The following is a 22,518-nucleotide window of genomic DNA, read 5'->3' as shown; positions in this document are numbered from 1 at the left end:
TGTGGGCTGAGCGTTCCTTACTTTAGACGAGAAAGAAGGAGACGCCCAGTATGACGTATACGGCGAGCAGCAGCAGGCCTTCATACCAGTTGGAAGCACCGTCCTGCGTGATGGATCTGGCAATAAATACGGCGACACCGATAGCAACCAGCTCCAGCGTGGTAAACACGAGATCCATCGTATCTCCGAGGAAGAAGCTGATGAACACGAGCACGGGAGCAACAAACAGCGCGATCTGCAGGCTGCTGCCGACGGCAATTTCAACGGCTGCGCCGATTTTGTTCTTCATGGCAAGCATGATGGCTGCACTGTGCTCTGCGGCGTTACCGATAATAGCAACCAGGAAGGCCCCTATAAACAGCTCGCTGAGGCCATACTCGTGACTGATGGGCTCAAGCACCCCAACAAGCCATTCGCTGACAAACGCAACCATCACGGTGGCGACAACAAGGTATAGAATCGAGCGTTTCTTGGACCAGGTGGGACCGTGCTCATGCGGCAGCGCATCCTGGTCGTGATCGTCGCTGACATCTGCCAAATAATTTTTGTGGGTGATCATCGAGAACCCAAGCCATGCGATGTAGGCCACGATCAGAATTCCCGCAACAATGAGACTAAGCGTCTTGGTCTCACTCTCCGTAATAGAGTGGGTATTGAGAAAGACAGCAGGGATAAACAGCGCGATAATGGCCAGCGTCATCAGGGATCCGTTCAGACCTGCCAGCGTCACGTTGTATTTCTGGATTTTAAATTTGAGGCCACCGGCAAACAGGCTGAGCCCGAGGACGAGCAGCAGGTTGCCGATAATGGAGCCGGTAATGCTTGCTTTCACCATGTCGTACAAGCCTTCCTTGATCAGCAGGATGGCAATGATCAGCTCCGCCGCGTTACCGAAGGTGGCGTTCAGGAATCCCCCGAGCCGTTGGCCGGCGTAATGCGCGACGCTTTCGGTTGCTTTGCCGAGAAAACCGGCGACAAAAATAACCGAGATGGCAGACAGAATGAATTGGAGCGTGAAGTTCCAATTTGCAAAGTGGCCCAGCGCGCTAAGTAAAAAAGTGAAGATGAGAAGCGCGGGATTTAGCCATTTTTTCATAACCGACACCTACCTTATGGTTTATGTACTGATGAGTCCTCGCGAGTGGAATCGACGATTCTCGTATCGCTTTCTACAATATACCCAAATTTTTCGAAAAATTATCCCTCTTTTCTGAAGGGAGCATTTGCTTTTTAGGTCCGTTACCATTTACAATAACGGATAATGAGGTGAAGGAGGATATGGCATGACGGAACAACTTCAACTGGATAACGGTTTGATTCGAATATCGGATGATGTCGTCTCGAAAATTGCCGGATTGGCTGCCTTGGAAACCCCAGGTATTGCAGCAATGTCCGGTGGATTGTCCGAGGGCTGGGCTAAGCGGCTGAGCGGCAAAAATGTGCAAAAGGGTGTTACCGTAGAAGTAGGTCAGCTGGAAGCGGCGATCGACCTGCGGATTATCGTGCTCTATGAGACACCAATACATGAAGTGTGCCGCATGCTTCAACAGAATGTCCGCGAAGCTGTGGAAAGCATGACAGGGCTTCGTGTGGTTGAGGTCAACGTGAAGGTCGAAGGCGTAGCGTTTAAAGACGATGAAATCGACGATATTCAGCTTCGAGCCAAATAAGACGAACCATAGGGGGATCGTTCCCCGCTGATGATGAAAAAAATCGAGAAAAAAGACTACACGGTTGCCCGGTAGTCTTTTTTAATTACGGATTTAACCTGCTCCTCTTTCATCGGACGGTTGCTGTCCCGGGATATGCTAAGCACGATTCCCATGCTCAGCATCATGACCAGCAGCGAGGATCCGCCATAACTGATGAACGGGAGAGTAACGCCCGTAATCGGAATGGTATTGGTCACCCCGCCGATATTGATGAAGGCCTGGATGGCGATCAGTCCCATAATGCCGACGCCGGTCAAGGTTCCGAACGGATCCGAGCAGCGAAGCGACACAATGATCCCTCGCAGGATAAAGTATAAGTAGAGCAAGAGGAATATCGCGGTTCCGATAAAACCGAATTCTTCGCCAATGACCGAAAAGATAAAGTCGTTGTAAGGATTCGGCAGGTAATGCAGCTTCTGCACGCTCTCCCCGTAACCGGCCCCAGTGACACCGCCCTGGCCTATGGCAATCAGTGATTGGACCAAATTGTAGCCCGTGTCCGACTCATCGTGGAACGGGTCCATGAAAGCCTCGATCCGGCCCATCTTGTAATTCTTGGAAGCCTGCTCCTGATCTCCGCTGGAGTTAAAGAGTGATCCGACCCCCAGTGTGAGCACCAGGCCAAGCGCGACAAGCGAGATACACCCGAGGATATGCTTGAGGCTGGCGCCGCCGGCATAGATCAGCAGCCCGCTGGTAGCCACGAGGATGAAGCAGGACCCTAAGTCCGGCTGAAGCATGATCAGTCCCGCTACGATTCCTACAATAATGAGTACGGGGAAGAAACCGCCCTTCCATTGACGGATTCGTTCCCCTTTTTTGGTGATCAGCGCTGCCAGATAGACAATGGTCGCTATTTTGGCCAGTTCGGTCGGCTGGATGCCGAATTTCCCCAGGTTAAACCAGCTTGTGGCTCCGTTGGTTGCGGAACCGATGATCACCACAAGAATCAGCAGCATCAAGGTTAGAAAAAACACCGGTATGAATAGCTTCTTGTACTTCTTATAGTTGATGTTCATGGCAACAAACATAACCAACGTGCCTAGGACGGCAAACGCGGCTTGCCGCTTCGTAAAATGCAGCGGATCGTTATTGAATTTTTCATTGAAAACGGCCAAGCTGGAGCTGGAACTGAACACCATGATCAGTCCGAATCCCACTAACAGCAAGGTAAGGATCAGCAGTTGAAAATCAGGCGTCCCTCTCTTCGGCTGAGGTTTGGTCGTATTCATAATGTTCGACCTTACGCTTCCAGAAGAGCTTTGAGCTCTTGAAGCTTCTTGGTTGCCACATTCATAACGGGCTGTGGAGCCATGGATTCATATTCGAGTCCATGCGGGAACGTGGCTTTACCCAGGTATACCGCTTCGATTTTGAGGATGGCGTCCGGTTTTTCGAGCTTGCCTTCAACAGCGCGGGTGTTAATGCGCAGGAAATATTCAGCCTGATTCTTTTTATCTTCGATTTTCAAGTCATATGTAGCGCGGTAGTATTCCCACTGCCAACGAATGAAGCCTACTTTCTCGGCACATTCATCGAGGTAAGCTAAATCGCTGTGCAATCCGTCCAAGCCTGTATTTTCGAAAATCATGTGGTCGTAACCCCCTTAATAGTCCTTGCAAAGTTCTTTAATATGATAGTATGTTTCAGGAACTTGTGCAAGCCTGTACCGCCCGTCACGCTTCAATTGAGACCTTTTATCCAGGGTGAGATTTTGATAACGACAGGCATTCTTCTTTTCTGCTAAAATAAAAGAAAGTGAAAACGCTGTGAAATGTACGCTTTCCATCCTGGTGGTTATATATTCATAGGACCTCAATTCAAGCGAAGGGTGGATATGGCCGATGAATCGCGTCGTTTACCGCACGGATTATTATGTAGTGGAAGAGAACGGGCAGAAGGAAATTGTCGTCATGGACCAGATTCCGGAATCGGCAGCGGTTGTGGCCGTTCATCAAGGGTGCCTGCTCCTGGTATGCCAGCACCGGGAAGCGGTGGATGAGATCACCTGGGAGCTTCCCGGCGGAACGGTGAAACCTGGTGAGGAACGGAAGCTTGCCGTGAAGCGGGAGCTTGAGGAAGAGGCAGGCGTACTGTGCAAGGACCTGTCCTACATGGGCAGTGCCTATCCGATGGCTTCTCTGGCCAACCGGAACGTTCATTTTTATTTCACCGACGATTTGAAGGTGTCCGGGAGACAAGAGTCGAATCAAGATGAGGACGAGGATGTTAGAGCTGTGTGGGTCCCGCTCAGGGATGTGTATCGCAAGATCAAGGAAGGCGGCCGAATGGATGCCATGGTTGGGCACGGGCTGCTGCTGAGCAAGCTTTACGGATTTCTTGCGATCGATTGAGCCGCATATAGCGGGGGAGGATGATGGAACTTGATGAAGGAAGCATTTTGGGAACAATGGTATCCACGGATGGTGGAGTGGCGGCGTCATTTACATATGCATCCGGAACTTTCGTTCCAGGAGAAGGAAACTTCGACATTTATAGCAGCCCGGCTGCAGGAGCTTGGTCTGGAGGTTAAGACCGATGTGGGCGGGCATGGAGTGATAGGAATTCTAAGAGGGGATAAACCCGGCAAGACCGTTGTGCTGCGGTCCGACATGGATGCGCTGCCCATTGAAGACGGCAAGAGCTGCGAGTACAAATCCCGGGTACAAGGCGTGATGCACGCTTGCGGGCATGACGGGCATGCCTCCATGCTGCTGGGGGCTGCAGCATACTACAGCACGTACCCGGAAGAAGTCCAGGGCGAGCTTCGTTTTATGTTCCAGCCGGCGGAGGAAGTCTGTCCCGGCGGAGCGGTAGAGATGATCAAGGATGGAGCGCTTGACGGAGCCGACGTCGTTTATGGTCTCCACTTATGGACGCCGTTTCCAGTAGGTACTGCAGCGAGCGCGCCGGGTCCGCTGATGGCGGCGGCGGATGAGTTTTTCATTGATATTACAGGGCGCGGCGGACATGGCGGTATGCCGCATGTGACGGCCGATGCCCTGGTAGCAGGGGCAGCGCTGGTCATGCAGCTCCAAACCATTGTAAGCCGCACGGTAGATCCACTGCAGCCTGCCGTGGTTACAGTAGGCACGATGCAAGCCGGCACGGCGCAAAACGTGATTGCTTCCTCTTGCCGGATCACGGGAACGGTACGCACCTTTGACGAATCTACCCGGACGTTGATCCGGGAGCGGATCGAGCATATGACCCGGACGGTTTCGGAAACCTACGGCACGAAGGCCGCGGTCCGATATCTCGTCGGTTATCCACCTGTAGTGAACGATGAGACCGAAACCGCGCGGTTTTTCCGCACGGCACCTAAAGTCTTCGAAGCGGATCAGGTCAAGGTCTCGCCCAAATTGATGCCGGCAGAGGATTTTGCTTATTACTTGAAGGAAATTCCGGGCTGCTTCATTTTCGTTGGAGCCGGTAACCCGAACAAGGGGGCAATCTATCCGCATCATCATCCGATGTTCGACTTTGATGAAGACGCCATGCGTTACGGGGCGAAGCTGCTGGTTGAGATGGTGTCGAGCTATCAGAACGGGGACTAGACTTTAAGAAAATCGCAATCCAAGCGCATGAACGCTCGTAATTTGGAAATCCTATTGATCATAGGGGAAGTTCAAATCCATGGATATGGATATGGGCTTCTTTTTTTTCTTACCCTGGCCATGAAAAATAGAGAACCAAAGGTTACGAGGAGGGAATAGGGTGCATAACAAGCCATGCATCGTCCAGCGGGATCGGACCATATTGCTGGAAACCGCTCATGCGGATGCTGAGGCCGCACGTGAACAACTGGCCCAGTATGCGGATTTGATCAAAAGTCCTACGTCTTTTCATACATATCGTCTGACCCCGTTATCCTTATGGAACGCCGCTGCCGGAGGAATGACGGCTGAGGCGATTTGTTCGAGCCTTCAGTCGCTGTCACGTTGGGATGTGCCGGCTGCCCTGCTGGAAGAGGTTTTCCAGCTCGTTGGGCGTTACGGACAGCTGTCGCTGCTCCCGCATCCAACGCTTGCTCGTTCATTGCTGCTGCACAGCAATGGGGAAGCCCTGATGCAGGAGCTCACGTCCAAGCGTTCCCTGCTGGAAATCGGCGTTCGGTTGATTTCGGCAAACGAAGCAGAGGTGCCCTCAGACCGCCGTGGCGTATTAAAGCAGGAGCTGACCCGGCTTGGTTATCCTGTGCTGGACCAGGCGGGATATTTGGACGGGCAATATCTGAACATCCTTTGGCGAGGCGAAACACCGCGCACGGAGAGAGACGAGGATTCAAACGGCGGCTCAAATGATCCGAGATTCAAGCTGCGCGACTATCAGCAGAAGGCTGCCGAATCCTTTCGGGATGTCGGCTGTGAAGGCGGCAACGGGGTGCTTGTCCTGCCCTGCGGTGCCGGGAAAACGGTGATTGGCATCGCTGCCATGCGCGATCTGCAGTGCGAGACCCTGATTCTCACCTCCAACACAACGTCTGTAAGGCAGTGGATCGCCGAGCTGCTGCAGAAAACCACGCTGTCCGCGGAGGAGATCGGTGAATACTCCGGTCAGCGCAAAGAGGTGAGACCGGTAACGGTCGCCACCTATCAAATCTTGACCCACCGCCAGGGCAAGGGGGATGAACAGCAGCATATGAAGCTGTTTAATGAGCGTCGCTGGGGCTTAATCATCTATGATGAGGTCCATCTTCTCCCCGCCCCGGTATTCCGTGCGACGGCCGATATTCAAGCGACCCGCAGGCTTGGACTGACCGCCACCTTGGTTCGCGAGGATGGAAGGGAGCATGACGTGTTCTCGCTGATCGGTCCCAAACGATATGAAATGCCGTGGAAAAAGCTGGAGGAGCAGGGCTGGATTGCTTCGGTGGACTGTACGGAGATTAAGGTGCCGCTGCCGGATGAGATCAGAGAAACGTGCAAGAAGGCTGGCAAAAGGGAGCAGTATCGGCTGGCGGCCGAGAATCCCTCCAAGGTCCGCGTGATTCGGCAGCTCGTGGATCTCCACAAGGATGCACAGACACTGATCATTGGGCAATACCTGGATCAGCTTTATGCCATTGCCGAGGAGCTGCAGGCCCCTCTCATTACGGGGCAGATGACGCAGGATCAGCGCAATGAATGGTATAAGGCTTTCCGGGAAGGAGCCGTCCGTATACTGGTCGTTTCAAAAGTGGCTAACTTTGCGGTTGACCTGCCCGATGCTTCCGTTGCGATCGAGGTTTCGGGCAGCTACGGCTCGCGGCAGGAGGAGGCGCAGCGCCTCGGACGCTTGCTGCGCCCGAAGCAAGGGGAGAATCGGGCTTATTTCTATGCATTGGTGACGGAGGACAGCCGGGAGGAGATGTTTGCGATCCGGCGCCAGCTGTTCCTGATCGAGCAGGGGTATGAATATCACGCGATTCAAGCGAAGCACCCGGCCTCCTTTGACCTCATAGCAATGCGGCATACGAATCGCTTGCATATCCCTGACGGGAAGGGGGCCTCGTGGAGATGATGGAACAGCAGGACGTGACGGAAGCCATAAGTTTAGATCGGCTTCTTCCGAAGGAGCGGTCGGTCCTTCGGCATATCTGGACCCGCTTTGCCGGGCAGAGATTTGATGACGACAAACTTCGCTCGCTGCGGGTTCGGCGCCTAAGCGGCGTGGAAGTACAACTCGCCTTCTTATCCTTGAGGCAGCAGCGGTGGGTTCAAGCGGTGAAACAGGGCTGGGGCGAGAGGCTCTATTTCATTCCCTTTGATAAGCTTCAGATTCTTCAGGAGGCCTTTGGCGATCTTGAGGCTGGTTCCGTTCCCGCTGCTGCCGTGAAGCTGCAGCAAGAGGGAAGAAGCGGCATAGCAGTCGATATGTTCAATGTTCTCGTATATATGGCCAAGAACCGCGTGACAATGACCAGTAAAGGGGTTCTGCATAAGAAGTTTATTCAGAAACTGGGGAGCGTGGTCGGACTAACGCCATCCGATGTCGAGGGGCTCGCTCTCCAATATGACCATGCTGATGTTTACCCACCACATATTGCAATCGTATTGGATCTGCTGTTTTCGTTGGAGCTGGTCGCCCTGGAGCAAGGGGAGCTTAAGCTGAACATGACCGCATTGCGCCATTGGCTCGCACTCTCGCGCGAAGCGATGGACCGATTGGTTCTTTTGCGTATGATGCAGCGCTATGTTCCGGGTTCGGCCGAGTATCAGCATTTCACATGGCGGATTTGTCACTCATCACGGATCGGCGGGATGTGGTATTATGCGCAGCACTTGCTGGCAAACGACAAGGCTCCCCTGAAAGGGGAGCCTCTTAGCGGAAGGGCATTGTCCGCGGAGGATGCAGCTTCATGGCTCCGTTTATTGACCGGCTGCGGTTACACCGATCTTGGCATGGATCACGATGGTCAATTACTGTTCCGGTGGCGTATGGATCCCTGCTCCTTATTGAGTGGAAGCGGCCAGGATAACACCGGATCTTCGGGGCTGTTTATTCAGCCGGATTTTGATATATTGATTCCGCCTGACGTGCCTTATACGGTCAAATTCACGGCTGCTTGCTGCACGGAGCGTTTCTCGGATGACGTAATGACGGTCTATCGTCTAACCAGGGATTCGGTGTTTCAGGCGGCGATAGCAGGAATGGGGCCGGAAGCGATCACGGCATTTTTCACGGAGCATGCAGCCGCGGAATTTCCCGAGAACGTGCACGCCGCTCTGCGTCAGTGGGGCAAGGAGTTTGAGAGCGCGGGGAAGAATGAGTCTTTACGGTATACCGGTGCAGCTCCGAAAGATGAAACGGCAATCGGGGCCGGTGATAAAGGAGAAAACCGTTTCGCTTTGTCGGTTTATCCTGGCAGCCCTTCCTGCGGATTGATTCGCCCAGCGCGCAGCGAGCTTGCTCTTGAAATGGACGACAGCCTTCCCGATAAAGCGTCAATCGTTCCGGATTTGAACCGGATTCCCATCATGTGGACACGGGATTGGCGCTCTTATCACGGTTCCACGGCCAAGCAAATGATGGAGCAGGCGCTTGAATTGTCAGCCAAATTAGAAATAGCGGTCGACGGCAGCCGGATGGAGTTTATTCCATTTCAGCTCGAACGGCAGCCATGGAAAATTTCGGGAGCGTTATACGATCCGGATTCCGATACCGATTCCGAAATGACGGGAACCGTGGTGCAGTTAGGCGAAGGGGAATGGAAGGAAATGCGGCTTGTGATTCCTTAAAAGCGTATGAATTCCCCCTTCTTAAGATACGAGCGTTATGCTATGATGAAAGAGTCCACGAACAAAGCAGTGGGCCAAACTAATAGAAAAGCGGGATGAGTTCATGAGCGTATCGGAAATAAACACGGTCGATATGGCCGAGGTGCTCACCTATGCCTATGAAATAGGCGACATGATTAATGCTTCCGTCGAAGTGGCGGATTATCTATATTGGAAGCAGGCAGTTGAGGGTGACCCTACGATTCAGGCTTTGATCAGAAAGCTTGATTCCAAAAAAGAACTGTTCGAAGAGACTCAGCGGTTCGGTCACTTTCACCCGAATTACCATTCGGCCAAGGATGAAGTAGCCGCAGTGGAAGCGGAGCTTGAGGCTTTCGAGCCTGTAGCCCGGTTCAAGCAGGCGGAGAAGAATCTGGACGATCTGCTGCATTCGATGTCGGAGAAGATTGCTTTTTCGGTTTCGGAGAGCATCAAGGTTCCGGGCAACGATCCTCTTCCCAAGAAGGGGTGCGGCAGCGGCGGAGCTTGTTCGTGCGGATAATAGGCATAGACTAGAGATAGAGACGAAAGTGAGGCGAGGAGCTTAGGATGTTGGCTGAACGGACCGGTTTTATTATATGGGTCAGCGATGTAAAGGCAGCAAGGAATTTGGAGAAATACGGCAGCGTGCACTATATATCACGCCGCATGCACTATGTTGTCATGTACGTCAATGCTGACCGCGCCGAGGAAACAATGAAGAACATCCGGAGATTGTCCTACGTTCGTAAGATCGAGCGCTCCTACCGGAATGAGATTAAGACAGAGTACAGCAGCAAAGGGCCGGATAAAGCGAAGTTTTACGGTCCTTAGCATGATGTGCCTGTCGAGAATCTAACGCAAATCGCATAAGTTAGCGAAAAGAGCGTAAAGCGGCCCCCGCAGGGGCCGCTTTTTTTAAGATATCGGAAAGTATTAAATTCGAGCATGTGTATATCCTCATAAAGTTTATTACGAATGGATGGCGATAGATTGGCATAAATCAGAAACTTGTTTGATAAAATAGTATAAGTAAGGTACAATTTACATTTTAATCAAGCCATCATTCCAGGCGACGTCAGCGCCTAACGCACAGGATACAACTAGAGATATTTCTAAATTTTCGGTGATTGTTCACAAGAAGCGAGGTTTCAATCTTGTGAATGCCAGTGGAATGATGTAATATGTTGGGTATATATACATAGATACAAAGACCCATTTGGTGGAGAGTGATATTCCATGCGCGACAAAGGGACTGAGCGGTGGAGCACCTATGAGCCGTTTTATATTACGTTAAATGATAAAAAGGTAGCCGACATCGTCATTACCAATCATGCGAAGAGCCGTTATACGGACCGGGTTCAGGGTAACGACACCTCCCATGAGGAAATCGGGACTTGGATGTGGGAGTGCCTGAAGCAGGACCGGATCGTGCCGTATTACCGCAACGAACAGGATGTCTATCTGATTGACGATGACCTGGTGGTTGTGGCGGAGTTTTCGGAGCTGGAGCATGAACGTGATTTGATTGGCAATCCGCTGCATCGGATGATTATTGTAACTTTTTTGGGACGTATGTCAGAAACCATTGAGCTTCGAGACCTGAAGTCGTATTACTCATGGCTTCGCCATTCACGTCGTATGACACTGATTAAGAACAGCCGTAAACGTAAATAAAGAAATAGAGTCATCATATGGCATGCGAGCGTAAGCGCGGATGTCTTTTTTGTATGCTCCGCCGTGATCCGTTACAATGATAAAAACAAAAGAGGCAGCGAGAGGGGAACCGATGCTATGAACTTTCATCAGCTACATATTTTTTATACGGTAGCAGAGCGCGGGAGTTTTTCCGCTGCTGCCCAGGCGCTTCATATGAGCCAGCCGGCTGTAACGATGCAGGTGCAATCGCTGGAGGAGTATTTTGGGACAAAACTCCTCATTCGTTCCACCAAGCGCATGGAATTGTCCGAGGCTGGAAGGACGCTGCTTCCTTTTGCCCGCAAGAGCCTGGAGCTGTCGCAGGAAACGGACGCGGCGATGGCGGCTTTCTCGAATAAGCTTCAGGGAAGGCTGCAACTGGGGGCAAGCCTGACCATTGGGGAGTACGTGCTGCCCCGATTGCTGGGGCCCTTCGGCCGGGAATATCCGGATATATCCATCATGCTTAAAGTGATGAACACCACGCAGATTCTCGAGGAAATCGCTGGCCATCAATTGAATTTTGGGCTGATTGAGGCACCTGTGGAGCATCCGGATATGGTCCTGGATTCGGTCATGGAGGATGAGCTCAAACTGATCGTTCCTTCCGGCCATCCTTTAGCAGCAAGGGAGGATGCGATATATTTGGATGACGTGCTGAAATATCCGTTTGTGCTTCGCGAGAAGGGGTCTGGCACACGGAAGGTGATGGAGGATGTGCTGCTGGAACGGGGGTACGATCCCGAAAGCATCCGAACGGTGATGGAGCTAGGGAGTACGGGAGCGGTGAAATCGGCGGTAGAGGAAGGGCTCGGCATTACGATGCTGTCGACCTCAACGGTCAAGCATGAAACCGCGCTCGGATTAGTCAAAATGATCGATATTGCGGATGCCTCGTTTAAACGCAACTTTTATTCCATTCAGTTACGGTCCGCGCTGCTGCCGATGTCGGCAATGACGTTTTTGGCCTATTTAAGGGAACGCCAGCGAACCCAGCGATAAAGAACACCCGCACTTACAACGAAAGGGGATTGAATATTATGGATAAATCGATGGATCGGACGGGCTGCGACCTCCATTCCCACACCCAGGCTTCGGACGGGATGAATACACCTTCGGAGAACGTGCAGCTTGCTTTCGAGCGGGGACTTGGGGCTCTAGCTATAACGGATCATGACACCGTAGCCGGTGTCGAGGAGGCGCTGCAAGCCGGAGAACGCCTGAACATGGTCGTGGTCCCCGGCGTAGAAATCAGTACCATGGCAGGCGGGACGGATATTCACGTTCTGGGTTATTACATAGATTACCGGGATCCCGTATTTCTGGAGCGGCTGGCAGAGCTGCGTCGAACGAGGGAGAAGCGCAATGAGAAGATCGTGGCCAAGCTCCGTGAGCTTGGCATCGTGCTGACGATGGAAGAAGTGATCGGAGGTTTGGGACGGCCGCTGGAACCCGATGAGAGCATCGGACGCCCGCATATTGCGGATGCGCTGGTCCTTAAGGGTCATGCCCTCGATCTAAGGGATGCCTTCGACCGTTATCTCGCACAGGGCGCAGCTGCTTATGTGCCGCAGCCGCGGATTCATCCCAAGGAAGCCTGCGAATGGATACGTGAAGCCGGGGGCGTGCCGGTGCTTGCACACCCTGGACTCTACGACGATGATGCGTTGGTGAGAGCTATCATTGAAGAGGCTGCTTTCAAAGGGATTGAAGTCTATCATTCGGACCATGGGGCAGCGGAGGAGAAACGCTACTTGGCGATGGCCGAGGAATACGGTTTGATCGTGACCGCCGGATCGGATTACCATGGCGAGAGGCAGGGCCAGGTATTCCATGGGGATATCGGCAGCCGTCAGGTATCCATCGAGGTATTGAACCAGCTTCAACAGGTGCGGGCAAGGAGCTAAGATCGACAATACTGCCCGGTTTCGAGCGGATTAAGTTGGTGCTGCTAAGGCGGATTCGTATAGGTGAATCCCGGCATGACAGTAAGAAAAAAACGGGTATCCCGGCTGGTCATACGACCTCTCGGGGTACCCGTTTTTGGTTAAGCCAACGATATATCGATGTCTTTGGTCATCTTAATTGCGATTGTTTTTTACCGAATTGGGCATCGCTTTGATTCGCTGCTCGTCTGGCGTGACGAACAGTGTTTTCTGATTGTCATAAATAACAAATCCGGGCTTGGCTCCATTCGGCTTGCGTACATGGCGAATGAGCGTGTAGTCGACGGGCACGCTGCTGGATTCTTTGGCCTGACTGTAATAAGCAGCCAGCTGTGCCGCTTCCTGCAGCGTTGCATCCCCGTACTCGCTGCTTCGGATGACCACGTGGGAGCCCGGGATATCCTTGGTGTGCAGCCACGTATCGTTTGAGGAAGCGAGACGGTTGGTTACGTACTCGTTTTGAAGGTTATTTTTGCCTACATAAAGCTCGATGCCTTCGGATGAAGTATAGACGTGGAGCGTCGGCTTGTCGTTTTTCTTCTTTTTCTTCGTTTTACGATTGCGGTCTCTCAAGTATCCCTGCTGGATCAGCTCGTCCCGGATTTCATCGATGTCGCTCAAGGAAGCATGCGACAGCTGCTGCAGCAGATTCTCGATATAGTTGATCTCTTCGCGGGTTTTGATTAACTGTTCGTCAATGACCGCGAGGCTGTTCTTGTACTTGTTATATTTTTTAAAATAGCGCTGCGCATTGTCCGACGGAGTCAGGAGCGGATCCAGCGGGATGGTGACGGTCGCCTGCTCTTCATCATAGAAGTTAACCAGCTTGGCTTCACGGTCGCCCTTCTGAATCTGGTGGAGCGAAGCGAAGAGAAGCTCGCCAAAGATCCGATACCGGTCGGCATCCCCGGCTTCTTCCAAGTCCTTGTTCAGATTATCCAGCTTCTTGATGTTCTTCGACCGTTCATTCTGCAGGAATCGGAGGAGGTCGCTGACCTTCTGTTTAACTGTATCCCGCTGAGCTTTATCTCCGTAATAATCCTCCATGCATCGACTGACCGATTCGTAGGTTGTAGTCTCGTCCACCAGCAATGTCAGCGGAATGACGGAGAACACCGACTTCCCCTTGGCATTGACGCCTGTAACCGGCGTATATTGATGGTTGCGGACTTGTTCCATGATCTCATCAAATGCGCTCCACAGGCTGCCGCAATCTTTTTCCCCTTCAAGCCCGCCTGGACTGCTTCCCCCTGCGCGGTGGGCAATTTCCTGGGCCGCGAGCGGACTAAGGCCGCTGAATGCGCCGACCAGCCATGGAACGGCCTGCTCCTCGTTCATCAGACAAGATTCCCGGAAGGCTTCCTGCCCGGTTTCGAGCGGATTGAGCTTGTGCTGCTCCGGCGGATTCGTATAAGAGAATCCCGGCATGACCACTCGATAGCTGCTGATGGCAGGCGTCACATGGTGGATGCCGTCCAGTATGGTGCCGCTTGCGGGATCGAGCAGAATGATGTTGCTGTGTCTGCCCATCAGCTCAACGATGATTTTCTTGGAGGAAATATCGCCGAGTTCGTCACGCTGCCGGATCGTAAGATGAATAATCCGTTCCATGCCCACCTGCTGGATGTCCTCGATGATGCCGCTCTCGCAATGCTTGCGCAGAATCATGCAAAACATAGGGGCTTCGGCCGGATTCAGAAAGGTCTCCTGTGTCAGATGGACCCTGGGATACGTGGGGTTTGCGGATAGCAGCAGCTTGGCGTTACCTTGCTGGGTGCGTATATGAAATACGATGTCCCGATCGTTCGGTTGATATATTTTATTGATCCGTGCGCCCCGGCATGATTGAAGCTCATGCACGATCGCACGCGTGACAATGCCGTCTAATGCCATCCTTCATTCTCCTATCTGTCTGTTACCCTTCCTATCGTACTTCTCTATGATGCCATATTTCCCTCAAAAACTTAAGGCCCCTTCTGTGATAATTCAGGACCTGTCCGAATACATTTACGTAGAAAGGGTGGAAAAGCTGTCATCCGCCGGAGCAAACAACCGGGAGGGAAAGGAAGCATGGAACAAAAGCAATGGCACCAAATGGATACGGATGAATTGCAGCAAGTGCTGCATATGCATCCGGAGCAGGGCCTCACGGAAGAGGAAGCCGGGGAGAGACGAAAAAAAAGTGGCTATAATGAGCTCTCCGAGGGCGTTAAAATTTCTCCATTTGTTCTGTTCTTGAATCAATTTAAGGATTTCATGGTGTTGGTGCTCCTTGGCGCCACCCTGGTATCCGGTCTGCTGGGCGAGTATTTGGATGCCGTCACGATTGTAGCCATCATCCTGATCAACGGGATCCTTGGTTTCGTCCAGGAATTTAGGGCGGAACGGTCGCTTCGGGCTTTGAAGCAGCTGTCCGCGCCGACGTCCAGGGTGATCCGGGACGGTAAAGTGGTACAGGTTGCGGCTAGGGAACTTGTCCCTGGCGATGTCGTGCTCGTGGAGAGCGGAGACCGCATTCCGGCCGATGTTCGCTGGCTCGAGATCAACAGCTGCAGTGTCGAGGAATCGGCCTTGACCGGCGAGTCCCTGCCGGTGAACAAACATGCCGAGCCGATTCACGATGCGGATGTTCCGCTGGGCGACCGCAAGAACATCGGCTTTATGGGCACGATGGTGGCCCGAGGTACGGGAAAAGGCGTTGTCATCCGAACCGGAATGGATACGGAGATGGGCAAAATCGCCGATTTGATCCAGAACACGGAGTCACAGGAGACGCCGCTGCAGCATCGCCTGGAACAGCTGGGCAAAATTCTGATTGTCGTTTCGCTGGGGCTTACGATTCTGGTTGTCGTAGCAGGCATTCTGCATGGACAGCCTGCCGCAGGCATGTTCCTCGCAGGAGTCAGCCTGGCGGTTGCGGCCATCCCAGAAGGGCTTCCGGCCATCGTTACGATTGCCCTCGCCCTCGGCGTGCAGCGCATGATCAAGCGCAAAGCGATCGTGCGCAAGCTGCCATCCGTGGAGACGCTGGGCTGCGCATCCGTGATCTGTTCGGACAAAACGGGGACGCTCACGCAGAATAAAATGACCGTAACCCAGGTTTGGCTGGGAGGACGCTCGCTGGAAGTGACCGGGCATGGGTATGACCCGACGGGTCAAATTCTTCACAGAGGCAAGCCGGTGGAGCTGAGATCCGATCAGGGGCTTCGCCGACTGCTGCAAATCAGCGGGCTGTGCAACAATGCGGAGATTTATGAGAACGTGCAGGAGGAAGCCCGGAACAAGCGCAAGGGCAAGGAAGAGCCGGCAGCTGCTGCTTGGGAGTTAAAAGGGGACCCGACAGAAGGAGCACTGCTGACGCTATCGTCCAAAATGGGATTGACAAAGGGAAGCCTGAACACCATCTATCAGAGAGACAAAGAGTTTCCGTTTGATTCGGAGCGAAAGCTGATGTCCGTCATCGTCAGCCATCAGGGAGGGCGCTTGCTCTGCACAAAGGGCGCGCCGGACGTCCTGCTGGATGCATGCACTTATATTTTGTGGGACGGAAACGTTGTGCCGCTTACCGCCACGCTCCGCCAGAAGGTGCTGACCGCCAATGAAGGCATGGCTTCCGATGCGCTGCGCGTGCTTGGTTTGGCTTATCGGGATCTGCGTTCCTATGACAAGCCGGAAACGGAGAAAGAGGCCGAGAGCCAGCTTATCTTTGTGGGACTTGCCGGAATGATCGATCCGCCGCGCCGTGAAGTGCGCGATGCGATTGCGACATGCCGCCGCGCGGGCATCAAGACTGTCATGATCACGGGCGACCATCGGACAACGGCGGAAGCGATTGCGGCCCAGCTCGGCATCCTGCCAAGGAACGGACTGTCGCTATCGGGACGGGAGTTATCCCGGATGGATGACAAGGAGCTGGATGCGAGGGTGGATCAGACCTTCGTTTATGCCCGCGTATCTCCCGAGCATAAGCTCCGCATCGTGAAGTCGCTTCAACGTAAGGGGCATGTGGTTGCCATGACGGGGGACGGTGTGAACGATGCTCCGGCCATCAAAGCCGCGGATATCGGGATTGCCATGGGCATTACCGGTACGGACGTAACGAAGGAAGCGTCATCGCTGGTGCTCAGTGACGATAATTTCTCCACGATTGTTTCGGCGATTGAGGAGGGGCGCAGCATCTATGAAAATATTCGCAAGTTTATCCGTTATTTGCTGGCTTCCAATGTCGGCGAAATTCTGACGATGTTTTTCGCGATGATGATGGGTCTGCCGCTTCCGCTCGTTCCGATCCAGATTCTGTGGGTGAACCTTGTTACCGACGGGCTGCCGGCGATGGCGCTTGGGGTGGATCAGCCGGAGAAGGATCTGATGGAGCACAAGCCCCGCGGAGCCAAGGAAAATATTTTTGCCAGACGCCTTGGCTGGAAAATCATCAGCCGCGGCATCTTGATCGGCCTGTGTACACTCGGGGCATTTTGGATTACGCTGCGCATCGCACCGAATGATCCGGGCCAGTTGGCCAAAGCACAGTCCGTTGCCTTTGCTACCCTCGTCATGGCCCAGCTGATCCATGTGTTTGACTGCCGCAGCTCACGTTCGATTTTCCACCGCAATCCGCTTCAGAACAAAGCGTTGGTTCTGGCTGTGCTGTCCTCGGTATTGCTGATGCTTGGCGTCATGTACATCGAGGCGTTCCAGCCGATCTTCAAGACGGTTCCGCTTGGCTTGAAGGAGTGGGCACTGACACTCGTGGCCGCCGGCATCCCTACCTTCCTGATGGGGGCTGGAAGCGTGTGGGGCGGCAGACGAAACCGCAACCGGAACCGCCGCAGCATGATGACGAAGAGTGCAAATATTTCGGCATAAATTGAATGGATAGCCCATCACCTCTGCGATATGCTAAGCACGAGCATAGCAATTGCAGAGGAGATGGGTTTTATGATGGAATTTACGAAAATGCATGGACTTGGCAACGACTTCGTTGTCGTATATGGCGAGCAAGAACTTCCATCCAATGCATCCGAACGGGCCGTGAAGCTGTGCAATCGCTTTTTCGGCATCGGTGCAGACGGACTTGTATATATTCTGCCTTCCACGAAGGCTGACTTCATGATGCGCATAATGAATTCAGACGGTTCCGAAGCGGAGCAGTGCGGCAACGCCATTCGGTGTGTCGCGAAATATGTGTATGATCACGCCCATATTGACCGAGAGGAGATTACTATTGAAACCATCGGCGCCGGAGTACAGCAAGTACGCCTCACGGTGCAGGACGGTCAGGTAAGCAGCGTCCGGGTCGATATGGGTGAACCGGGCCTGAACGGACTCAGCGTGCCAACCTTGGTTGATCTTAATCCGGTGGTGAATCATCCCATTGAAGTGGACGGCCGGGAATTCCGTTTCACCGCCGTGTCCATGGGCAATCCGCACTGCGTCATTTATGTGGACGATGCAATTAACTTCGACCTTGGTGTATGGGGACCCAAGCTGGAGGTGCATCCGCTGTTCCCGAGAAAGATTAATGTGGAGTTTGCGACGGTAAATTCACGGGGTCAAGTGGATATGCGGGTATGGGAGCGCGGTGCAGGACCGACATTGGCCTGCGGGACCGGCGCTTGCGCAACATTGGTATCCTCGGTGCTGAACGGATTGACAGACCGCAGCGCGACGATCTCTCTTAAAGGCGGGGACTTGTTCATCGAGTGGGATGAGTCCGACAATCATGTATACATGACAGGGCCGGCCGAAGTCGTGTACGCAGGGACGCTTGCCTTGTAGAGCATTCGCCAGCCATGACAATCCCCGCTCGCAAAAGCAAAAAACAGTATGATCTAAAGTTTGTCCTGTAGGGGTGGACACGTTAGGGAGGCCTTCGGAAGGCCTCCCTTTTGTCTCTTTATCTTTTGAGAGGTTTTATGATACATTAGTTGAAAATAAACGTCGGGTGGAGGAGAAACGCGATGAAACCGAATCTTCGGCAGGCATGGGAGAATCAGGTACTGGTCGGTGACGGCGCGATGGGTACTTATTTATATCAAAAAGGATTTCCTGTAGGCATTTCTTATGAAGAACTGAATTTAACCTCCCCGGAGGTCATCGGGAACGTTCATCGCCAGTATGTTGAGGCGGGTGCCCAGGTCATAGAGACGAACACGTTCTCTGCCAATTATGACAAGCTGTCCAAATACGGTTTGGAGGCGAAGGTAGGGGAGATTAACCGTGCAGGCGTGAGAATTGCGCGTGAAGCTGCCGGTGATCATGGATATGTAGTGGGTGCGGTAGGCTCCATTCGCGCGGGCAAAAGAAGCAACATTTCCACGAGCGAGCTCAAGCGTTATTTCGAAGAGCAGCTGTCGGTACTCATATCGGAAGGCGTTGACGGCATTCTGCTCGAAACGTTCTATGACGTGGATGAAATTCAATTGGCTTTGGCGCAGGCTCGGATGCTGAGCGACCTGCCGGTGATCTGCCAGTTTGCGGTAGAGGATATTGCCCGCACGCTGGACGGCTTCACGATGCCGGATGCATACCGCATACTGAGTCAAGAAGGTGCGGACGTGATCGGCTTTAACTGCCGGACAGGTCCAAACGGCATTATGCGTGCGCTGGAGACTCTGAACGGCATTATGAATCTTCCGGCTTCGGTCTACCCTAATGCGGGGATCGCCGATTATGTGGACGGGGAATACCGGTATGGTGCGAGTCCCGAGTATTTCGGCAGGACAGCCCTGGAGTTTGCGGATCGCGGCGCCCGGATTGTCGGCGGCTGCTGCGGAACGACGCCGGAGCATATCGCTGAAATTTCATCGGCGTTGTCCGGTTACGTACCTGCGCCGCTTCCCATCGTCGAAGAGGCTGAGGTCAACCGGATCGTGATTCACGAGACGGCCCAGGAGCAGTTTTACGAGCGCAGCGGGGAGCCGACGATTGTTGATATCGTGAAGGAGCGGCATACGGTGATCGTGGAACTGGACCCTCCAAGGGATCTGGATATCACCAAGTTCATGAAGGGCGCGGAAGCTTTGAAAAAAGCAGGAGCCGACGCCTTGACCCTTGCGGATAACTCGCTGGCCGTAACCCGTATGAGCAACATGGCCCTTGGACATCTGGTACAAGCACGCACGGGACTGCGGCCGCTGATTCACATCGCTTGCCGTGACCGAAACCTGATCGGTACGCAGTCGCACATGATGGGCTTTGATGCGCTCGGCATCGACCATGTGCTTGCGGTGACGGGTGATCCGGCACGCTTCGGGGATTTGCCGGATTCCAGCTCGGTGTACGACATGACCTCATTTGAAATCATCCGCATGATTAAACAGCTGAACGAGGGCATTGCTTTTTCCGGAAAGCCGCTGAAGCAAAAGGCCAAATTCGTTGTCGGTGCAGCGTTCAATCCCAATGTAAGGCATCTGGACAAGGCGGTTGCCCGCTTGGAGAAGAAGATTGCTTCCGGTGCGGATTATGTGATGACGCAGCCCGTGTACGATCCCGAGTTAATGGTTAGGCTGAGGGAAGCGACGGCACATCTGGATATTCCGATCTTTATCGGCATCATGCCGCTGGCTAGCGGACGGAACGCAGAGTATCTGCATAACGAGGTGCCTGGCATTCAACTGTCGGACGAAGTCCGCAGCCGCATGGCCGGGCTTGAAGGCGAAGCGGGCCGGGCGATGGGCGTTAAGATCGGCAAGGAGCTGCTGGATGTTGCAACAGCGCATTTTAACGGCATATATTTGATGACGCCGTTTATGTTCTATGAAATGAGCGTACAATTAATGGAGTATGTCTGGGAGAAATCGGGCCGCCGATTGACCCCCTTGTTTCATTAATAATTATCAATTACAATAGTGTAATGGATGTGATTCCGATGTCATTGAGCATGACCGGATATGGGCAATCCGTTGTCGATTTTCAAGGTTACAGTATCTCTTTCGAAGTGAAGTCAGTCAATCATCGGTATTGTGAAATCGTCTTTCGTATGCCCCGTGAATGGGCACTCTTCGAGGATTCACTTCGACGGACGGTACAGAGCCGAATCGGACGCGGACGGATTGATGTTTATATTAACAAGGAAAACAACGGCGAGTCCCAGGGTGCCGTGCTGAACCACGCCATGGTTCAGGCGTATTTACAGGCAGCCGAGGATTTGAAGTCATATGGAATCAAGGGAGATCTGGCGGTGCGGGATATTTTGTCGCTGCCAGATGTTCTTGTTAGTCCGAGCGGACTTCCCATGGATGAAGCGCAGCAGAAGTTATGGAATGATGCGCTTCTTCAAGGTCTTGAACAAGCGCTGGATGGTCTGATCCAGATGCGCAGCAGGGAAGGCTCTTTTCTCGTGAAGGACATCGGGCAGAGGCTTGACCGATTGATGCTGCTTCACCGAGAGATGACCGAACTTGCTCCGGCAGTTCCGGAAGAATACCGGAAGCGTCTGCGGCAGCGCATAGAATCTCTTGATGACGGATCGCTTGCTGTTGATGAACATATATTCGGAATGGAAGTCGCGCTGTTTGCTGAACGTTCCAATGTGGACGAGGAGTTGATTCGACTTCACAGTCATTTGGAACAATGCAGAGAGCTGCTTCATCAGAAGAGCCCTGTAGGCCGTAAACTGGATTTTCTGATTCAAGAAATGAATAGAGAAGTCAATACGATTGGATCGAAAGCCAATCATCTGACTCTGGTAAACCGTGTTGTCGAAATGAAAGCGGAACTGGAGAAGATTCGTGAACAAGCCGCTAATGTGGAATGACCGCAGCTTCATCGGCAAGTAAGAGTCAAATGTATAGGGGGAGCAACCGCACAATGGCAATCAAACTTATTAATATTGGCTTCGGAAACATCGTATCGGCCAATCGGATCATCTCAATCGTGAGTCCTGAATCGGCTCCGATCAAGAGGATCATTCAAGAAGCACGGGACCGTCATATGCTGATTGATGCTACATATGGCCGAAGGACACGAGCAGTTATCATTACGGATAGCGATCACGTTATTTTATCGGCTGTGCAGCCAGAAACGGTGGCTCACCGTCTGTCCAGCAAAGATGACGACAACGACGAATAAGATGAGGAGTACTATGTCTAGAGGATTATTGATTGTATTGTCCGGTCCTTCCGGGGTGGGAAAAGGAACCGTCTGTACGGCACTTCGCAGCCGGGTTCCGGAGCTGGTGTATTCGGTGTCGGCTACGACACGTTCGCCGCGGCTCGGTGAGGTACATGGTGTGAACTATTTTTTCAAAAGTCGGGAACAATTCATGGATATGATTGAGAACGACCAGCTTCTCGAATATGCGGAATACGTCGGGAACTATTATGGAACCCCGCGTGATTTTGTGGAAGAAACTTTAGCCTCCGGCAAGGATATTATATTGGAGATCGAAGTGCAAGGTGCACTGAAGGTCAAGGAGAAGTTTCCGGAAGGTATCTTTGTGTTTCTGATGCCGCCGTCTCTGGATGAACTGAAAGATCGGATCCAGGGCCGGGGAACCGAGAGTCAAGCTACCATCGACCACCGCATGTCCGTAGCGGTTGACGAAATCAATTTGCTGCAGCATTATGATTATGCGGTAGTGAACGATGAAATCAATCTCGCTTGTGAGAGAATACAATCTATCATTATTGCCGAACATTGTAAGGTGAGAAAGTAAGCTGTCTTTTTCATAGACGGTGTTAACTTTCAAGTAAAAGAAGAAGAGGTGCTTCGACCGTGTTATATCCATCCATTGATGAAATGATGAACAAAGTAGACAGTAAATATTCTCTTGTGGTTGCGGCTTCCCGCCGTGCACGCCAGTTGCGTGAAGGTGGAGTCAGCGAGTTGAAAAATCCGAAATCCCATAAGTTTGTCGGTGTTGCTCTGGAAGAAATCTATGGCGATTACGTGAAAATCGAGCGGGGACAGGACTAAGACTAT

At 52.7% G+C, this 22,518-nt stretch carries 21 protein-coding genes; 17 read left to right on the top strand and 4 right to left on the bottom strand.

Annotated features, from left to right (window positions below; genetic code table 11):
• Positions 1 to 22: 22 nt before the first annotated feature.
• Positions 23 to 1,096 carry a calcium/proton exchanger gene (gene cax / locus PLA01S_RS09935; RefSeq protein ID WP_127591886.1) on the bottom strand — a complete coding sequence of 358 codons (1,074 nt, stop codon included), beginning with the start codon at positions 1,094 to 1,096 and terminating at the stop codon, positions 23 to 25.
• Positions 1,097 to 1,283: 187 nt separating this feature from the next.
• On the opposite strand from cax, the gene PLA01S_RS09930 reads away from it, so the two are divergent.
• Positions 1,284 to 1,670: an Asp23/Gls24 family envelope stress response protein gene (locus tag PLA01S_RS09930; protein ID WP_009589611.1), complete on the top strand. Its 387-nt coding sequence runs from the start codon at positions 1,284 to 1,286 to the stop codon at positions 1,668 to 1,670.
• Between the two features lie 56 nt (positions 1,671 to 1,726).
• On the opposite strand, the gene ftsW is transcribed toward PLA01S_RS09930, so the two are convergent.
• Complete coding sequence (ftsW, locus tag PLA01S_RS09925) at positions 1,727 to 2,944, bottom strand: putative lipid II flippase FtsW (protein ID WP_100536086.1); 1,218 nt, start codon at positions 2,942 to 2,944, stop codon at positions 1,727 to 1,729.
• A gap of 11 nt (positions 2,945 to 2,955) precedes the next feature.
• The gene (locus tag PLA01S_RS09920; protein WP_100536087.1) at positions 2,956 to 3,303 is read right to left on the bottom strand and encodes a YugN family protein; all 348 of its coding nucleotides are present in this window, start codon (positions 3,301 to 3,303) and stop codon (positions 2,956 to 2,958) included.
• Positions 3,304 to 3,556: 253 nt separating this feature from the next.
• Between PLA01S_RS09920 and PLA01S_RS09915 the strand changes: the two genes are divergently transcribed.
• From PLA01S_RS09915 to PLA01S_RS09875, 9 genes are all read left to right on the top strand, one after another.
• Positions 3,557 to 4,066, top strand: coding sequence for an NUDIX hydrolase (locus PLA01S_RS09915; RefSeq protein WP_100536088.1), 510 nt, complete (start codon positions 3,557 to 3,559; stop codon positions 4,064 to 4,066).
• 33 nt (positions 4,067 to 4,099) lie between these two features.
• A complete protein-coding gene (locus PLA01S_RS09910) occupies positions 4,100 to 5,269 on the top strand; it encodes a M20 family metallopeptidase (protein ID WP_127592218.1) in 1,170 nt (389 codons plus the stop codon).
• Positions 5,270 to 5,429: 160 nt separating this feature from the next.
• A complete protein-coding gene (locus PLA01S_RS09905; RefSeq protein ID WP_127591884.1) occupies positions 5,430 to 7,214 on the top strand; it encodes a DNA repair helicase XPB in 1,785 nt (594 codons plus the stop codon).
• Positions 7,211 to 8,932, top strand: coding sequence for a helicase-associated domain-containing protein (locus PLA01S_RS09900; RefSeq protein ID WP_127591881.1), 1,722 nt, complete (start codon positions 7,211 to 7,213; stop codon positions 8,930 to 8,932). The genes PLA01S_RS09905 and PLA01S_RS09900 overlap by 4 nt, the downstream gene beginning before the upstream one ends.
• A 103-nt stretch (positions 8,933 to 9,035) precedes the next feature.
• Complete coding sequence (locus PLA01S_RS09895) at positions 9,036 to 9,473, top strand: YlbF/YmcA family competence regulator (protein ID WP_100539297.1); 438 nt, start codon at positions 9,036 to 9,038, stop codon at positions 9,471 to 9,473.
• Positions 9,474 to 9,520: 47 nt separating this feature from the next.
• The gene (locus PLA01S_RS09890; RefSeq protein ID WP_006209210.1) at positions 9,521 to 9,784 is read left to right on the top strand and encodes a YlbG family protein; all 264 of its coding nucleotides are present in this window, start codon (positions 9,521 to 9,523) and stop codon (positions 9,782 to 9,784) included.
• Positions 9,785 to 10,189: 405 nt separating this feature from the next.
• A complete protein-coding gene (locus PLA01S_RS09885; protein ID WP_071223691.1) occupies positions 10,190 to 10,627 on the top strand; it encodes a hypothetical protein in 438 nt (145 codons plus the stop codon).
• A 117-nt stretch (positions 10,628 to 10,744) separates the two neighbouring features.
• Positions 10,745 to 11,650 (top strand): selenium metabolism-associated LysR family transcriptional regulator, encoded by a 906-nt coding sequence (locus tag PLA01S_RS09880; protein WP_127591880.1) that lies wholly within the window; start codon positions 10,745 to 10,747, stop codon positions 11,648 to 11,650.
• Between the two features lie 38 nt (positions 11,651 to 11,688).
• A complete protein-coding gene (locus tag PLA01S_RS09875) occupies positions 11,689 to 12,555 on the top strand; it encodes a PHP domain-containing protein (protein WP_127591878.1) in 867 nt (288 codons plus the stop codon).
• 174 nt (positions 12,556 to 12,729) lie between these two features.
• On the opposite strand, the gene PLA01S_RS09870 is transcribed toward PLA01S_RS09875, so the two are convergent.
• Positions 12,730 to 14,487: an Rqc2 family fibronectin-binding protein gene (locus PLA01S_RS09870; protein ID WP_127591876.1), complete on the bottom strand. Its 1,758-nt coding sequence runs from the start codon at positions 14,485 to 14,487 to the stop codon at positions 12,730 to 12,732.
• A 177-nt stretch (positions 14,488 to 14,664) separates the two neighbouring features.
• Between PLA01S_RS09870 and PLA01S_RS09865 the strand changes: the two genes are divergently transcribed.
• The 7 genes from PLA01S_RS09865 to rpoZ all read left to right on the top strand — a co-directional run bounded on the left by PLA01S_RS09865 (position 14,665) and on the right by rpoZ (position 22,512).
• Positions 14,665 to 17,460 (top strand): calcium-translocating P-type ATPase, SERCA-type, encoded by a 2,796-nt coding sequence (locus PLA01S_RS09865; protein ID WP_127591874.1) that lies wholly within the window; start codon positions 14,665 to 14,667, stop codon positions 17,458 to 17,460.
• Between the two features lie 75 nt (positions 17,461 to 17,535).
• Positions 17,536 to 18,372, top strand: coding sequence for a diaminopimelate epimerase (dapF, locus tag PLA01S_RS09860; RefSeq protein ID WP_127592216.1), 837 nt, complete (start codon positions 17,536 to 17,538; stop codon positions 18,370 to 18,372).
• A gap of 182 nt (positions 18,373 to 18,554) precedes the next feature.
• Entirely contained in the window at positions 18,555 to 20,426 is a 1,872-nt protein-coding gene (locus PLA01S_RS09855) for a bifunctional homocysteine S-methyltransferase/methylenetetrahydrofolate reductase (protein ID WP_127591871.1), read from the top strand.
• A 38-nt stretch (positions 20,427 to 20,464) separates the two neighbouring features.
• A complete protein-coding gene (locus PLA01S_RS09850; protein WP_127591869.1) occupies positions 20,465 to 21,352 on the top strand; it encodes a YicC/YloC family endoribonuclease in 888 nt (295 codons plus the stop codon).
• 53 nt (positions 21,353 to 21,405) lie between these two features.
• Entirely contained in the window at positions 21,406 to 21,666 is a 261-nt protein-coding gene (gene remA, locus PLA01S_RS09845; RefSeq protein WP_006209218.1) for an extracellular matrix/biofilm regulator RemA, read from the top strand.
• A 13-nt stretch (positions 21,667 to 21,679) separates the two neighbouring features.
• Positions 21,680 to 22,252, top strand: a complete 573-nt coding sequence (gmk, locus tag PLA01S_RS09840; RefSeq protein WP_071223696.1) for a guanylate kinase — start codon at positions 21,680 to 21,682, stop codon at positions 22,250 to 22,252.
• A gap of 59 nt (positions 22,253 to 22,311) precedes the next feature.
• Positions 22,312 to 22,512 carry a DNA-directed RNA polymerase subunit omega gene (rpoZ, locus tag PLA01S_RS09835; protein WP_076320729.1) on the top strand — a complete coding sequence of 67 codons (201 nt, stop codon included), beginning with the start codon at positions 22,312 to 22,314 and terminating at the stop codon, positions 22,510 to 22,512.
• Positions 22,513 to 22,518 lie beyond the last annotated feature (6 nt).

The organism is Paenibacillus lautus NBRC 15380 (genome assembly GCF_004000945.1).
GTDB classification, from domain to species: Bacteria; Bacillota; Bacilli; order Paenibacillales; family Paenibacillaceae; genus Paenibacillus_AQ; species Paenibacillus_AQ lautus.
Note: the sequence above shows the minus strand (reverse complement) of the source record. Positions and strands in the feature narration are given on the sequence as shown.

Coding starts and splice junctions, on each gene's coding strand:
- PLA01S_RS09850 (WP_127591869.1), top strand. CDS start 20,465: ATGTCATTGAGCATGACCGGATATGGGCAATCCGTTGTCGATTTTCAA.
- PLA01S_RS09900 (WP_127591881.1), top strand. CDS start 7,211: ATGATGGAACAGCAGGACGTGACGGAAGCCATAAGTTTAGATCGGCTT.
- PLA01S_RS09920 (WP_100536087.1), bottom strand. CDS start 3,303: ATGATTTTCGAAAATACAGGCTTGGACGGATTGCACAGCGATTTAGCT.
- PLA01S_RS09880 (WP_127591880.1), top strand. CDS start 10,745: ATGAACTTTCATCAGCTACATATTTTTTATACGGTAGCAGAGCGCGGG.
- PLA01S_RS09885 (WP_071223691.1), top strand. CDS start 10,190: ATGCGCGACAAAGGGACTGAGCGGTGGAGCACCTATGAGCCGTTTTAT.
- PLA01S_RS09890 (WP_006209210.1), top strand. CDS start 9,521: ATGTTGGCTGAACGGACCGGTTTTATTATATGGGTCAGCGATGTAAAG.
- PLA01S_RS09870 (WP_127591876.1), bottom strand. CDS start 14,487: ATGGCATTAGACGGCATTGTCACGCGTGCGATCGTGCATGAGCTTCAA.
- PLA01S_RS09915 (WP_100536088.1), top strand. CDS start 3,557: ATGAATCGCGTCGTTTACCGCACGGATTATTATGTAGTGGAAGAGAAC.
- PLA01S_RS09875 (WP_127591878.1), top strand. CDS start 11,689: ATGGATAAATCGATGGATCGGACGGGCTGCGACCTCCATTCCCACACC.
- PLA01S_RS09930 (WP_009589611.1), top strand. CDS start 1,284: ATGACGGAACAACTTCAACTGGATAACGGTTTGATTCGAATATCGGAT.
- gmk (WP_071223696.1), top strand. CDS start 21,680: ATGTCTAGAGGATTATTGATTGTATTGTCCGGTCCTTCCGGGGTGGGA.
- dapF (WP_127592216.1), top strand. CDS start 17,536: ATGGAATTTACGAAAATGCATGGACTTGGCAACGACTTCGTTGTCGTA.
- PLA01S_RS09910 (WP_127592218.1), top strand. CDS start 4,100: ATGAAGGAAGCATTTTGGGAACAATGGTATCCACGGATGGTGGAGTGG.
- remA (WP_006209218.1), top strand. CDS start 21,406: ATGGCAATCAAACTTATTAATATTGGCTTCGGAAACATCGTATCGGCC.
- PLA01S_RS09855 (WP_127591871.1), top strand. CDS start 18,555: ATGAAACCGAATCTTCGGCAGGCATGGGAGAATCAGGTACTGGTCGGT.
- ftsW (WP_100536086.1), bottom strand. CDS start 2,944: ATGAATACGACCAAACCTCAGCCGAAGAGAGGGACGCCTGATTTTCAA.
- PLA01S_RS09865 (WP_127591874.1), top strand. CDS start 14,665: ATGGAACAAAAGCAATGGCACCAAATGGATACGGATGAATTGCAGCAA.
- PLA01S_RS09895 (WP_100539297.1), top strand. CDS start 9,036: ATGAGCGTATCGGAAATAAACACGGTCGATATGGCCGAGGTGCTCACC.
- cax (WP_127591886.1), bottom strand. CDS start 1,096: ATGAAAAAATGGCTAAATCCCGCGCTTCTCATCTTCACTTTTTTACTT.